The organism is Leptospira kemamanensis (assembly GCF_004769665.1).
GTDB lineage: Bacteria > Spirochaetota > Leptospiria > Leptospirales > Leptospiraceae > Leptospira_A > Leptospira_A kemamanensis.
In genome coordinates, this window is record NZ_RQGG01000032.1 from 189,156 (window position 1) to 203,898 (window position 14,743).

Genomic DNA, 14,743 nt, shown 5'->3' on the forward strand with positions numbered 1-14,743 from the left:
GGACATTTATTTAATATTTTTCGACATAGACAGTCTAGATTTTTCGAATATGATAGAGATATTGAATCGGATTCTCTAGAAATTGGATCTGAGATCATAAATCGAGGGAAAAAACTATGAAAGTATTTGTATACGGTGGATCGGGACTTGTTGGTGGGCAATTAGTCAAAGAATTATTAAAAACGGGACATGAGGTTTGGGTTGGTTCCAGAAAACCAGACACCCAACCAAAAGAAAAAAATCTCCATTGGGTTTTTGCAGATTCAAAAGAACCACAAAAGGGAATTCAGATTTTAGAATCGGTGGATTCTGCTTTTTTTCTTAGCCCTCCAGGGGAAACCAATCAATATGAAATATTAGCACCTTGGATTGAAAAGGCAAAACAAGTAGGACTGAAAAAACTAGTCCTCATGACGGCAATGGGTGTGGAACATGCACCTCCTGAAGCTCCTTTCCGTAAAACAGAAATCCTACTCGAGAATTCAGGGATTCCATGGAACATCATTCGTCCCAATTGGTTTATGCAAAACTTCCATACGTTTTGGATCGCAGGAATCAAACAAGATCAGAAAATTTATTTTCCCGGTGGCAATGCCAATGTCAGTTTTATAGATGCACGAGATATTGCATCTGTTGCAGCGAAGTTACTCACAACTGACTCTCATAAAAACCAAGCATTTACATTGACTGGAAAAGAATCAATCAATCACGAGCAAGTTGCCAAACACCTAACATCAGTCAGCGGAAAAAATATTGAATATGTCGATGTGGATCCACAAGTATTTGAATCTTCGTTGGTTTCCGCAGGACTTACGAAAGATTACGCAGCATTTCTTGTGATGATCGCTGGTGCTCTTAAAGAAGGTTTTGCAGCACCAATCCTTGGTACAGTGAATGAGATTACGGGAAAAGAGCCAATATCCTTTCAAAAATATGCAGAAGACCATGCAAATTCTTGGAAATAGAATTCGATAGTCATTGCATTTGCCGTTGATCCACTGAAATCAAAAGATTTATTTTTTCAGTGGATCATTTGGCTTAAAGTGTATCGCTTTAGTCAGCGATTAAAATCCGATTGGCAGCACCACCTTTTGGATCTTCTAAGATATTTCTCAGCAATAATTTTTGATTTGGTAAAAAAGCGGATCCACTTACGTTGATATGATTCTTAAAAAACTTCTTTGTAGGGATCACTTTTTTTTGTTTTAAGGTTTTTGGATCATAGATATGCAGTCCAGAATTGCGAACCCAAACCAGTTCCCCTTCTTTCCAAAATCCTAATTTGTGACCATGGGTTCCCCATTTCGATTTTTTCACATCTGCTAAATTATTTGTATTGTACATTCTGACTTCCCCTGTATCGGCAGACGCCATATATAAAAACTTTCCATCATTTGAAAAACTGATACCATACGGTGTAGAGGGAATGGAGAATGATTGGAAATTGTTTGTATCCAGTTGGAAAAAATATCCAGTTGGATTTAAATTTTGAAATGCTTCCGCATAACAAGCGATTACAATTTGATTTGTCTCAGGATGGAATTCGGGAGTGTAAGGATAAGATTTTGTTTTGTACTCTTTGAGTAGAGTCACTGATTGGTTTTGGACTTTATAAACATAAGCATTTACATCTTCCGATACATCATCCTTTAAGTCCGCATCTACCGCGAAGGTAAAATAAGCGACCTTGTCTTTTTCAGAGTATCCAATGAAAGAACTTTGGGCAAAAGACTTTTTATCTTCTTCCGGAATTTCATAAATGGGCTCTACCACATCAATGGAGTTTGTACTCAGATCCCAACCAACATAAAAGTATTTCTTTCCTTTTGATGACTTGGCTTTGTTTTCCATCACAAAACCTGCACGCATCGCTACTTCATCATAAAATAAAAATTCATAAATGGTTAAAGGGAGTCGTTTGCCTTTTGTTTCCAATTGACCGAGGAAGTCTGTTGTGTGTGTGAGATAATAAGTTTCGAGAGGAATCGGTTTATAAATTTTTTCTTTCGATTTGGTATCATAAAAATAAAGACCTGGTTCGTCAAAATCGGCGGTTTGTCCAATAAAAAGCCACTTTCCCCCATTGACAAAATAAGGATTATTCCCTTCCACAAAGGTGGGACGAACATTGAAGTCTGTCGCAAACATAAACTCTGATTCGATTGTTTGCGAAAAGAGATTACTAGAAACGAATACACAAAGTACACATAAGAATGATTTTAGACGCATTACATACTCCCACCAATTGGTTTGGTGGATTACACTACATTAGTTCAATTTTTTTACAACTATTGTTTACAATATTTTATGACGGAAGTGTAGAAAAGTATCGGATATCAATTTAGATTCGGTTGATGTTGGCAATTATTTAGTGTCTGCAGTAGATGATTTAGACCAAATCCATTTGTTTTTGGTAAATGAAGGATCCAATGGCCACACTCCATTTGCTGAATTGCCAACTCCACAAAATACTTCTAATGGTGGTGAATCAGATACAGACATATTATATGGAATGTTAACGGGCGATGGACAAGGAAAATTACAAAAATATATAACGAGTAACTACAATGATTTTCCATTCAATTTAACATTTAAAAATGGATTTATGTATTTGGCAGGTATTTCTGCTGGAAGTATGAATGGGTACACCCATCCAACCATTGGACAAAGTTTACCTTATATCTTAAAAGGCAATTCCGATGGGAATATTGAATTTATAGTTTATAATGGAAACCCAAGTTCTTCCTACGGAGACAGTCGCCAACTCGTTGTGAACGATACGTCGATTTTACAACTTCTTAAAACAAATATTTCTTGGAGTTCTGTTGTGAAGGAACCAATGCAAAATGATACAGAACATTATGCTTTTGCGCAATATGATTTAAACGGAAGTTTACAATGGGTCTCTTTTCTTGGATATTCGTCTGCTGATGTACCAATGTTTGAAGAACCACTCACTCTTTTCGAATCTAGCACTAGTCTTTGGCGGAATCGCTCTCGTCTCCCAAATACGTTCGATCGTTATACATCAGGACAATCTGTGGCAGAGGGATCGGGTAATGGAGTTTACCAAATTGCCGATGTATGGATCTCACCATTGACTGGTTTATTTCAAAAGATTCAATATTCTTCTAATTTAGGAGGAACAGAATCCAAAAGAACGGACCAAATGAAAGAATTATGTACAGGAAAGTTTGGTTATCTGGATCGAATCTTCACAACAGAAAGTACTACACCAACCCAATTGGGAATTCAAACTTCTATGGAATGATTGCAAAACTGCAAATTCAATTTGAAGAACGCATAGTTCCTGATTTATTGCGAATGGCAAAGTTCTATTTTTTTTAGTTCTTGGTATAACCAAGTAGAAGCAGGAGTATCTTTTCCTTTGGAGTCCCGAATTTGATAGGGAGTGCCAGATAAAAAGGATTTGGTCGCGATTTTTTCAATAAAGAGTTTTGCGGTCCAATCTTTTGGGTCTGGTGCAAAAAAAGAATTTTTGGCTTCTTTCAGTTTATATCGTAAATGATTTTCTGCTTCCTTTGGTTTGTGAAGATCTCCATTTCGAATAAAACTTCCGTCAAAATTTCCGATTCTTTTCAGTAAGATTTCAATTTTACGATCTTCTGAAATGGTTTCACATGATTTGTTTTGGGATGGAGTTGACGTTACAAAGAAAGCAAAAAACAAAAAGGAAATTAGGAATTTTAAATACAATCGGGCAAGATTCATAGTCTTCTATATGATTCCAATAGGAAAGCTATATCGATCAACCATTTAAAATAACATTGGCTCTGAAGTTTCAGGTTCTACTTTTAAAAACTCATTGGGATAGGTCTCTATCATTTCCAATATTTTTGTTTCCTGATTTTCTTTTGGATTCAACCATCTATCCCAACTATCTTCCGTTATGTGAACAGGTTGTCTCCCTTGGTTTCCTCCAGAATTGTGAATCTCCTTCATTAAAGAATTCCCTTCTTGTGTTAAGATGCTAAACCAGTAAGTTTTAGATTCAGAATTCGGAATCATTCCATAGATCCCTGCAAAACAAAAACTTTCCCCTGAAGCGGGAGAAATTTTATATTTAATCTTAGTTCCTTTCTCTGATTTCCATTCATTAAAAAAAGAAGCCGGAACAATACAACGATGAGTTTTAGCAGCACCAGACCAAAAGGGAGTCGAAAACAATCGTTCCACTCTCGTATTAAAAATAGGTTTAGGTGACCACTCAGGTTGGATGCCCCATTGCATGGAATGAAGGACATTTTCATGATCATAAACATCATTGTGAATGACTGGCGCAAAAGAACTGGGATAAAATTCGAAATTCGGGGAACGCCGAAAGGAGTCTTCTACCTTTTGGATGTCAAAAACTCTTGTTCCTTGGATGAGACGAATCCATTTCTCCGTTCCATCTTTTAATTTGATGATGGTATAACCAAATCGCCCACACACAATGATTCAATGGAAATTAATTTAAAAAATTTGCAAACAAAGAATTCATTTGCAATGTAGGAAGGAAATTTCTGACTTTAAGTCACTCTAAATTGACCTAAGGTCAATTTCTGTTTTTTTCTAGCATAAATATTGGAAGATTCGTAACTTGGAAGTATGAGTCGTGCACAAGTCCTAGAACGTTCGCCGAAAAAGAGAGCAGTTTTAGAAAAAGATAAATTATCAAAACGTACATCGATCATACAAGCGGCAGCTTCCCTCTTACAAAAAAAAGACTGGGCTGAGTTATCCATGGATGAAGTTGCCAAACGTGCCAAAATTGCAAAAGGTACGTTATATCTTTATTTTCCCACCAAAGAAGATCTATGCTTACGAATTCATAGTGCTGATTATGAAACTTGGTTTTTGGATTTATACGAATTTTTAAACTCGAGCAAAGAACTCGATGCAAAAATGTTTTCCAATTGGTTTGTACAATCCATGGATCGCCATACAAGATTTTTAAAACTTTTACCAATTGTTCCCACAATTTTGGAAAAAAATGCGAGTATCCAAACGATTCGCGAATTCAAAACCAATATCAAATTACAAATCACGAATGTTTTACCACAATTGATTCGTTTTTTTCCTTTTTTTAATGAACAAACTGGATTTCTTTTTTTAATGCAATGCCATGCCTTAGCAGTGGGTTCTTGGTCACATGGATTTCCTTCCAACCAAGTGAGAGAAGCTGTAAAGGATACAGATTTGGAATTGTTTGTATTGGATTATAAAAACTTTTTAGAAACCTCCATTTTACACTTGTTAAAAGGTCATTCCTCTACTTAGAGAAAATTGATTCGTACATTTTTCCAATGATGGATTCTTTTTTTTTGCCATTCGAAATTGGAATTCGATGGGAGTCGTCCAAATCCATCTCATATAAGATACCAGTGTCACTGTGAAAGATATATTTTTTCCCTTCTGTAATAAAACCCCTTTGGATATCCGAATTCCAAGTTTTACATATTAAATCAAGTTTGTATTCTTTTGAAAAAAATTGATTTGTATTTTGATTTTTGGAAGATTTGGTTTTGCCTTTTGATAACAAATCCAAAATTGTATCTTTGAAATGAATGGAAGATCCTAAATGTGGAACGTATAATTCCTTCGATTGGATGAAATAAAATAAAAAAGGCACATCTAATTCTTGATTATACAAAGAATAATTATGAATCTGTGCACCTTCTTCTCCAAAACTCTCCCCATGATCCGCTGTGATGATAAGAAGTGTTTCTGTTTTAGATTTTGATTGGAAATAAACAATCAAATCATCAATGAGCTTAATATTTTCAGAAAGCGCTTGTTTATGCCGAATCAGTTTGGATGAAGTTTGTACTTGATCTGACACAGAAAAGTAAGGGCTATGCGTTTGACTGAGTCCAATCAAAATAAAATAGGGAGACTTTCGCATAGGACTTTGTTTTAAGTGGGTTAAAATCACCCGATCATCCATTCCCCAACTAAATGTAACAAATTGGTCTTTGTATTCTGATTCCAACTTAGTTTTGTCCCAAAGAGTGGAAAATATGTTAGGAAAATACAAATTCATTCCTTCAAAGTAAATAGATTGTGTATACAACATCAGAGTGTCGTATTGGTGTTCTTTCGTAAGGGAGTTTGGAAGATTGATATCAAAATCATTTGTTGGGACTTCAATTCTTGTCGAATTTAGTTGCGAATCACCAGTCATCCAAGTGTATATACTTTTTGATGTATGAGGCATCGGAATAAAAAAATGAGAGCCACTTAACTTTGAATAGTCGATATACTTAGATTTTTGTTCTAAGATATGGTTTCTTGATACTCCCTCCAAAACCACCATAACGATATTAGTATTCTCTGGGATCTGATCCAAATACCGATTCACCTTTTGGTTTCGATTCTGCAGTTGAGAGCCAACATCCTTTTGGTCGAAATCCAATTTTGAAGCAAAGACAATCACTAAATAAACGAATATGACCAATCCTAATCGAAGTTTGTTTTGTAAAAATTTCGTTTTGTGGAAAATCCAAAAAACAACCAACGGAAAGTAATGAATGGTAGTCCATAATTCAAAAAAGGAATCAAATTCATAAATTAAATCTTTTGCATGTAGGAAGGCATAGCTTACCAAAGAAAAACGAACCTCCGTTTGGAAGACCCACTGATAATTCAGAGCCAAAACCAATAGGAAAAATACAATTGTTCGTAAGGAAGAAACAATAAATGAAGATCGATTTTCATTTTTTAGATTCCAAATCTCGAAAGATAAATAGAGAACAAAGAGTAGAAAGAGAAAACCTGAATGGTAGTGTACCCATGATTTCCAAGTCCATTCTCCGGGGAAATGGAAGAGAAAAAAAACAATTCCAAAATACAAAAAAATCAATTGGGGAGAAAGTAAGTTTGTTTTGAATTCACTTAACTTCAAATTGAACACTTGCTTTTTTTTGATTTCCATCAAATAGTTCTAAATTCTGTTTTCCTCTTTGGATGGAAACATTTGCCTCACCATTCATAGAAATTTGAATCTCCTTTGTTTGGTTCCAAACTAATTTTGGATTTTTTAAAGTTTGAATTTCACGAATGCGAATCGGAATATTTTGTTTTTCCTTGGCATGACCTGGATGGTATAAATACACTTGTCCGTTCGCTGGATAGACAAAACCAGCTCCTAAGACTGAAGATTTTTCACCTTGCTGGTGTTTGTTGCAAACTTCAGGTACCGACATTTCTTTGCGTACATGAAGGACAATGGAAGGACATTTTTCGGTAGCAGACTTACCTGTTAGTTTACAAAAGTTTCGAACTTCCGTAAATTTTGATGTGTAAAGCATTTTGGATTTATCATTCATTAACAAACGAAACACATTTTGGACAATTCTTCCTGCACCGAAAGAACCAGAAACGTCCATAGTTTTTTCACCAGAAAAATTTCCAACCCAAGCAGCGACAACATAACGATCATTAAATCCAACTGTCCAAGAGTTACGAAAGTCTTTTGAAGTCCCTGTTTTAATCGAAACAGGAAATGGAAAATTCAAATAACTTCGTCTTCCAAATGCTCTTTGCCGGAGTTTGGCATCACTTAGAATAAACTTAATTTCTTCCGCAGTTTCTTCCGAAAACAATCGTTTCGAATCACCATAAAAATATGGTTTCTCATTCATATACCCTAATCGAATTTTGGGCAATATACCACCTAACATAAATATACCATACATTCTGGAAAGTTGTAATAAACTAGCACCTCCTGTTCCGAGGGCAAGTCCTGGTCCATAAAAACTTGGTGATTCCTTTAAATGATGAAAACCTGAATTCAGTAAAACTTGATAAAAAGTGGGAACTCCAATTTCTTGGATCGTGGTCACTGCGGGAATATTTCTCGAATTCCCGAGAGCTTCTGCCAAAGTGATATCACCCCAATACCGAAGGTCCGCATTTCTTGGCATGTAGTTTCCTTCAAATCCGATTGGGAAGGAAAATTTTTCGTCAGAGAAAATCGAATTTACTGAAAATATTTTTTTATCAATGGCATAAGCATATAACAATGGTTTGAGAGTGCTACCTGCATCACGGAATGCCAATGTACCATTCACCATTCCATTCCCTTCTTCAAAAAAGTTTTTGGAACCAATCATCGCAACTAATGAAAGTTCATCACCCACATTTCCCGTTCGTTTCAATACAAGTGCGGAAGCATTACTGACATTCCACCGTTTAAGTCCCTCTAACTCAGAATTGACGATCGAGTGAACTTCAGAATTCAATTCGGAGGATATTGTTGCGACAAATTCTTCATCAGGTAAAACCTTTAAATTACGAATCCAGTTGAGGAAGTGTTGGTTCTCACCTTTCCACTTTGTATTGTTTTCCTCTGGGCTTTCTTTTGAAACTTCCATCGTTAAACTTTTTGGATTTTCTAAATAAGGAATGGTGTAGGGAAGTTTTTCTCTTAATTGGTTGTATCGAAATTTAATTTCTTCTCCTGAGGAAACATTCTTTCGAATCAAAATGGTTAAATAAACAGCTTCTTCCATCGATAAAAATCGAATGTGTTTACCAAATAATTGTAAAGTTGCAGAAGGAAATCCAACCAAGTTGGAATGCAAAGAAACTGAATTGAGATACGCTTCTAAAATTTCTTCTTTGGTCATCCAAATCTCAAATCGAATGGCCGTGATGATCTCATACAGTTTACGAACAATCAAAGGTTGATTTCGAATTTCTGGATACACAACTCGCACCAATTGCATGGTGATTGTAGAACCACCTCCTCTCTTCTGTTTGGAAAAAAGATAGGAATAAAGAGAATTGGAAAGAGCTAAAAAATCGATTCCATGATGAGAGAAAAATCGTTTGTCTTCTGCAATGATGACAATTTTAGAAACAAACTCTGGGTATTCTTTTAAAGATTCCCAATCTTGTTTTGTTTGTGTTTCATTCAGAGAGCGACCAATGATTTTTTTCTCTTTGGTTAAAATCCGAGTGGTGATTTGTTTTTTAAAAACTGTAGAATCAATTGGTCTAAACAAAAAAATGATCCCTAACAAACACAATGTTGTTTGGGATAAAATTTTGATCATCAGGCGAGGTTGAAATTTCACTCCACTTTCACTCTCACCGAACTTGTATTTCCAAAAAATTGAGGATGATACATCAAAAATGTTTTAGATGCAGGCATCACCGCACTTCCTTTCGCAACAGGACGAATGATGTATTTGTATTCCGTCTCCCCTTTGCTCAAAAAATCATCTGAGAAAATGACTCGATCATCACGATATTCCGTATATTGTCCGTAATACGATTCGGATTCACTTACTTCAGTGTCTTCTGCATCGGATTGTTTTTCAGTCAAAAAGGATGTATTTACAATCTCTGCGTTACTTGGAAGAGGATCCACAACCAACACAAAGGCTTGGTCTTTTTGACTGAGCACCTTCACCTTAATTAGATATGTTGAACCTCTTTGTAAACTACTGACTTCTTTTAAAATTGGGTTCCCATCACTATCACGACCATCAATGCGATACATTGTTTTTTTGATTTCAAGTCCGTTGAACCTTTGTTGCGTGGTATCTTTTACAGGAACATAAAACAATCGAGTTTGGAAATACAATCTTCCTTCCGAACTAGTTCGTTTAAAAAAGATTGGACGGCCAGAGATGTCTTTGCCATCAAACAAACGATCAAATGTAATCTCTTCTTTATAAATGGAATCTGATGTAGGAGAGAAGGACTCATCAATCAAAGTTTTTTCTCCAAAAACCACTTGTCCTTCTGTATCACTGGTTGTGGCTTCAAATCGGTTACGGTATTCCGACAAAGCAAGTGCTATGGTTCCGACACTATGGCTATCTGCCCAATAGGTTTTGTGTTGATCCATCATGATCGCCTTTACCAATTGGACCATTTTTGGATTCTTCATATCCACACGAAGCATCAATCGCAAATAATTTCCTAAAACCGAAGAAGTATTGTAGTAGGAGTAATAATAGTTTTCATTCGGATTCTTTTTCATCGGTTTGATGATAAAAAGTTCCTTATCATACTGAATATAACTGATAAAATCTTCGTATAATTTTTTAAACGTAGGATTCGATTGGTAAGAATCTATTTTGTTTTTATCAGCATATGCGATTAAAAATATTCCTCTAGATTTCGGATTCAACTCATCAAAATGATCAATCAATGTTTTTTCCAAAGAAGATACATCTTTGTTTTCTTTTGAAAACACGGAATAAATCAAACTCAATGTTTGGTAAGAATCAACAGAGGTTTCTGTTGGAGATTTAACATAGGACTCTAAGTATTTTAAAGCCGATTGGAAAGCAGAAGAATTTGTTCGTTTGCCTTTGTCTTTTCCAATTTGCATCACCGAAGCTACATAAGCGGTTAAATATGGATAACCGGAACGACTATAACTTTTCCATAAACGAAAACTTCCTTCCGAAGTTTGGAATTCAGACATTTCATCTAAAAACAATTTTTCGATTTGGTTAAAATCATAAGAATCTTTGGCAGGAGCTTTGTATTGGAACTCTCTTAACAATTCTCCTGAACTGAGAGAGAGTAGATATGCGGAAGTTCTTTGTTCCATACAAAAGTATGGATTTGATTCATAAAAATCAAAGGCACTCTTGAGTGCTGTTAATGCTGTACCAGAAATCCGGATATCTAAAGATCCTTTGTTTAACAAAATGGAATTTTTTTTCGGGAACGCAATATTTGTTTTGAATTCGGAATCCGTATAACCAGAGAATTGAACAGATGTGACTGGATCAAATTCTTTGATAGGAAGTGTAACGATTAAAGAATCTGACAAATCCGATTTTTTAAAGGAAACAAAATTGGCTTCGTTTTCCGGTTCCACTGAAATTTGATATGTCAGTTGGATGTCTTCATTTGGTTTGTTTTGTTTGAGTTTGATAAACTGAGCTTCCGAAATTTGGAAAGTTCTCAACACTTCTTTTGTTTGGCCCGCAGCAAGTTCGATGTTTTGCCAACCTTTCTCTTCAGCCAAAAATTTGGATTCGATTTTGTATCGGAACTTGCCATTCATTTTAGTATTGTTAGTAATACTTCCACCTAACTCGAGGCTGTCCCCTACTCGGATGAAACGAGCGACAGTTTTTTGTAGAACTAAATTCTTTTTCACTAAAAATTCAGAATTGGAGACACCATATTTTCCATTGGCAGCAGAAGCGACCATTACCCTAAATGTTGTTAGGTTGTCAGGCAAAGTAAAACTTAAATTTGCTTCACCACTGCTATCAGCGATCACTACAGGATTCCAATATGCGGTTAATCGGAAGTCTTTTCTCGCACCAGATTCTGATTCTGCCGCAAATCCACCTCCAGAATCTTCACCATAATCACCACCAGGACTATCACCTTTATTTTCGTATAGATAGTGTTTGATGATCATACTGCGTAGTTCAAACGTTTTGATTAAGTTGTACCAGTATTCATAAAAAATTTGGATGGGAGATTGGTAAGAATAACCAACCAAATCCAAAACCCCACGATCGGCAACGGAAACAGTAACTTCCGCACCAGGAGCCGTTTTGATTGCCAACTTTACTTGTTCCCTCGGTTGGTATTCTGTTTTGTCTGTATTCACAACTACAGGTGCAATTTTTGAGGTCAATTCCACCTTTAACGTAACAGAACCTGTTTTTGCCTTCGGAGCACCTAAGTCTTGTTCATTGAACTCTTTAATATCATCTGAGGACAAACCATCGGGTACGGGCAACCTTCCCGACAATAAAACCACATTCACATCCACATTCGGAAGATAATCATCTTCGATCGGAATTTCAATCGGAGCACTGTTTCCTTTCATCACAAAGGATTTTTGAAAGTAAACGGAATCTCTTTCGACTGTCACAATGACTCGTGCATTTTGTAAAGGAGACTTAATTAGAATTTTTGCTTTGTCTCCAATTTTATATTCCTTTTTATCGGAACGTAACTCGATCGAGTCATCTCCACGAAAATCCCAAGTATAATAAGACTCTTTTTCATAAGCATAAAAATCGACTCTAGAAAAAACTTTGTCTTTGTTCAAAACTAAGATGGTATAACTACCTGGATCTTTTGTGCGGTAATCAAAACTAACTCCATCGGCTTTTGAGACTAATTTTTTAACCTCCATTACCTTTTTGGAGAGTTGGTTACTGCGGAAAAAGAACTTTCCAATTCCTTGTGATAAAACGGATGTCCAATCATTATAAATGATATATGCCTTTAGATCGACACCATTCACTGCTTTACCTTGAGTATCAACAGCGATAGCTGTGAATTGAAAAGGTTTGTCTATGGATTGGTAACGATCCTTACACTTCAATCCTACTGATGTTTCAGAAGGTTGATATGGTATATTTGCTGATTTTGTAACTGATTTTCCATCCACATCATAAACAGAAGACTCAACAATCAGGTTATAAGGATCTGCAATTTCGATCTCTTCTCCATCTGTGGAAAAATTCCGAGTGAGTGATTCAATTGGGATATCTAGTTTATAAATTCCAGTTTTGTCTAAGACACCTTCGGAACCAGAAATGTATTCAGAACTTCCTCCCGAATACTCATCCTCATAATCATACCAAGTATCAGAAAAATCATAACTAGGGAACTGTTCAAAATGAATGTAACGTTTTCTTTTTAGGACAGAGTAACTTACTTTGGCACCACCCATCGGTGCACCAAACATATACTTTCCTTCTACTGTTCCTTTGATATTTTGATTTTTGGTGGCAAGTTTTGCTAATGAAACATTCACCATAAAGTTAACAGGTCGAAACTCTTCCACTTGGAATGTATCATAAGTGACGGAATATGATTTGCCAGGAACCAAAACTGATACGGAATAATGACCCAGTGGTGCATCAGATGAGATCACAAAACTAGAATTGACTCCACCTTGCGACGATGTTGTGGAAGATACATTTGATACATCTTTCCCTCTGGAATCTCTGATTTGTACGTTTACTGTTTTGGATGCATAAGGAACCAAAGAACCATTTCTGCGATCTGTTAAATATGCTTTGATTTCGACTCGATCGCCAGGACGATACAACTTCCTGTCAAAATAAATTTTTCCTTTGATATTTTCATCAGAACTATAAGAAGAATATCCTGAGATATGAGTTTCATTGAAATGTAAAAAGGCTTTGTCTCCTGTTTGGTCTTCTGCAATCAAAACAGAAAATTCCCATAACTTTGAATTGGCGACCGCAGGGACTGTACAATAACCATCTTGGTCGGTTTTACAAGTTCCTTTGAGACTCCCTTTGACATACAAACTAATATTGGTATTGGCAACAGGTTCTGCTTTCGAAAGGGTATTCACCCAAACATGCAGTGAATTTGGATCTTCTTTTGTTGTGATCCCTAAGTTTGTGGATTGTAAAAATCGATTTTCTGTTTTGAATTTTTCATTGTTATCACCATCCACAACGATGGCTCCGAGTTCAAAAGCCAACCAACCTTTGCTATTCGGTTTGGATCCAAAGTATTTGTCGATGTCCATACCTTGGTTTCCATATGCATTGATTTTTTCTCCCGTTTTCCAAGTGGAATCTTTCCATTGTAATTCGTTTTTATATTCGTAGTACTTATTACCATTTCTACCAATTGCATTTACCAAGGTAGACACAGATAACTCGGCAGATCTTACTTTAAATTCAGGAACATTGAAAACGGAAATAGGTAGAACTTTATTCAAATTGGATTCAAAAATATTTTCGTGAGACATATAAAAAGATGGTTTGTGAACCATCGCAGGTATTTTGAAACTAACCGGAGTTTCTAAAAAACAATCGTTAGTTGCATAAAACTTGGAAATTGTAATTTCATATTCTACGTTTTCATCAAAATGCCAATTGTCTAAAGCGAAATCACGACTTACATAAGAAGAGTAACTTCTACCTTCATAAGTAGGTTTTGGATGGATGGTAAGTGCACCTGCTAAGTCTTCAAATTCAGTGTCTTCAGAGACAAAAATCTTATAATCCCATAAATTTTCGATATACTTTAAACCTGTTGTATCGAGTCTCACTTCGATTCGACAATCACTTGGGAAAAGTGTGCGTTTTACTGATTTATAAATTCCTTTGACTGTTTGGCAGGACACAAAGAAAAACAGAATTGAAAACCAAAGGAATATCTTACGCATACAAACTCCAAATACCGAATGTCATCTGTTCTACGAGTCAGGCTTAGATTTGCCAAGTCTTTCCTGAATGAAATGGATTTTCTTTCCAATTTTTTTTAACTCTATCCTGTTTTTCGCTATGCTTTTCAGATTTGAGAAAAGGATAAATGGCAATGTCTGTATTCATTTATAAAAAACAATTTCTACGTTTGAATGCCCCAACGAATCCACCGATCGGGAAATACCAAATTTCATGGATAGGCCCAAAATGGTTCCAATGGGCAGCAAAAACCGGACTTCAATTTTTGCACTTTCGTAATTGGTGGGGAAAATCTTTCCAAGGGGAAACGGAAGCCATAAACCTGTTTCAAAATCCAAAGGATATGTCTTTCTATGCGAAATTCAATATGAACATCAGCCTAGAAACCTCACCGATTGATGGAAAATCTTCTTTATTTTTGCGATATACGAAAGAGGCACCCTTTCCATGGCCATATTTTGTAGATGAATTTCGAGTTTTGAGTGAAACAGAACTTTTGGGTATGAGTTATCCAAAAGTTGCACCGTTTTTAGCCTTACCTTTTCTCATCCGAAAGCAAAATTCTTAAG

10 protein-coding genes are annotated in these 14,743 nt (G+C 35.9%); 4 read left to right on the plus strand and 6 right to left on the minus strand.

Annotation, left to right across the window (positions count from 1 at the left end; all coding sequences use genetic code 11):
* Nucleotides 1–116: 116 nt before the first annotated feature.
* On the plus strand, nucleotides 117–965 hold the full coding sequence (locus EHQ59_RS11035) for an NAD(P)H-binding protein (RefSeq protein WP_135619703.1): 849 nt from the start codon (nucleotides 117–119) through the stop codon (nucleotides 963–965).
* An 88-nt stretch (nucleotides 966–1,053) separates the two neighbouring features.
* Here the strand turns inward: EHQ59_RS11035 and EHQ59_RS11040 are convergent, their stop codons facing one another.
* The gene (locus tag EHQ59_RS11040) at nucleotides 1,054–2,229 is read right to left on the minus strand and encodes a YncE family protein (protein ID WP_135619704.1); all 1,176 of its coding nucleotides are present in this window, start codon (nucleotides 2,227–2,229) and stop codon (nucleotides 1,054–1,056) included.
* Between the two features lie 142 nt (nucleotides 2,230–2,371).
* On the opposite strand from EHQ59_RS11040, the gene EHQ59_RS11045 reads away from it, so the two are divergent.
* The gene (locus tag EHQ59_RS11045; protein ID WP_208652364.1) at nucleotides 2,372–3,271 is read left to right on the plus strand and encodes a hypothetical protein; all 900 of its coding nucleotides are present in this window, start codon (nucleotides 2,372–2,374) and stop codon (nucleotides 3,269–3,271) included.
* A 44-nt stretch (nucleotides 3,272–3,315) separates the two neighbouring features.
* Here EHQ59_RS11045 and EHQ59_RS11050 read toward each other — a convergent pair whose 3' ends face one another.
* Both EHQ59_RS11050 and EHQ59_RS11055 read right to left on the minus strand, forming a co-directional pair.
* Nucleotides 3,316–3,732, minus strand: a complete 417-nt coding sequence (locus tag EHQ59_RS11050; RefSeq protein ID WP_135619705.1) for a DUF5329 family protein — start codon at nucleotides 3,730–3,732, stop codon at nucleotides 3,316–3,318.
* A gap of 45 nt (nucleotides 3,733–3,777) precedes the next feature.
* Nucleotides 3,778–4,455, minus strand: coding sequence for an SOS response-associated peptidase (locus EHQ59_RS11055; protein ID WP_135619706.1), 678 nt, complete (start codon nucleotides 4,453–4,455; stop codon nucleotides 3,778–3,780).
* A 156-nt stretch (nucleotides 4,456–4,611) separates the two neighbouring features.
* Here EHQ59_RS11055 and EHQ59_RS11060 point away from each other — a divergent pair, with 156 nt between their 5' ends.
* Nucleotides 4,612–5,283: a TetR/AcrR family transcriptional regulator gene (locus EHQ59_RS11060; protein WP_135619707.1), complete on the plus strand. Its 672-nt coding sequence runs from the start codon at nucleotides 4,612–4,614 to the stop codon at nucleotides 5,281–5,283.
* Here EHQ59_RS11060 and EHQ59_RS11065 read toward each other — a convergent pair.
* Genes EHQ59_RS11065 through EHQ59_RS11075 form a run of 3 tightly spaced genes read right to left on the minus strand, consistent with a single transcriptional unit; the run spans nucleotide 5,276 to nucleotide 14,155 of the window.
* Entirely contained in the window at nucleotides 5,276–6,937 is a 1,662-nt protein-coding gene (locus EHQ59_RS11065) for a sulfatase-like hydrolase/transferase (protein ID WP_135619708.1), read from the minus strand. The genes EHQ59_RS11060 and EHQ59_RS11065 overlap by 8 nt on opposite strands.
* Nucleotides 6,894–9,062 (minus strand): transglycosylase domain-containing protein, encoded by a 2,169-nt coding sequence (locus EHQ59_RS11070; RefSeq protein ID WP_135620014.1) that lies wholly within the window; start codon nucleotides 9,060–9,062, stop codon nucleotides 6,894–6,896. Before EHQ59_RS11070 ends, EHQ59_RS11065 begins: the two co-directional genes overlap by 44 nt.
* 17 nt (nucleotides 9,063–9,079) lie before the next feature.
* A complete protein-coding gene (locus EHQ59_RS11075) occupies nucleotides 9,080–14,155 on the minus strand; it encodes an alpha-2-macroglobulin family protein (protein ID WP_135619709.1) in 5,076 nt (1,691 codons plus the stop codon).
* A gap of 152 nt (nucleotides 14,156–14,307) precedes the next feature.
* Between EHQ59_RS11075 and EHQ59_RS11080 the strand changes: the two genes are divergently transcribed.
* Entirely contained in the window at nucleotides 14,308–14,742 is a 435-nt protein-coding gene (locus EHQ59_RS11080; RefSeq protein ID WP_135619710.1) for a hypothetical protein, read from the plus strand.
* Nucleotide 14,743: the final 1 nt, after the last annotated feature.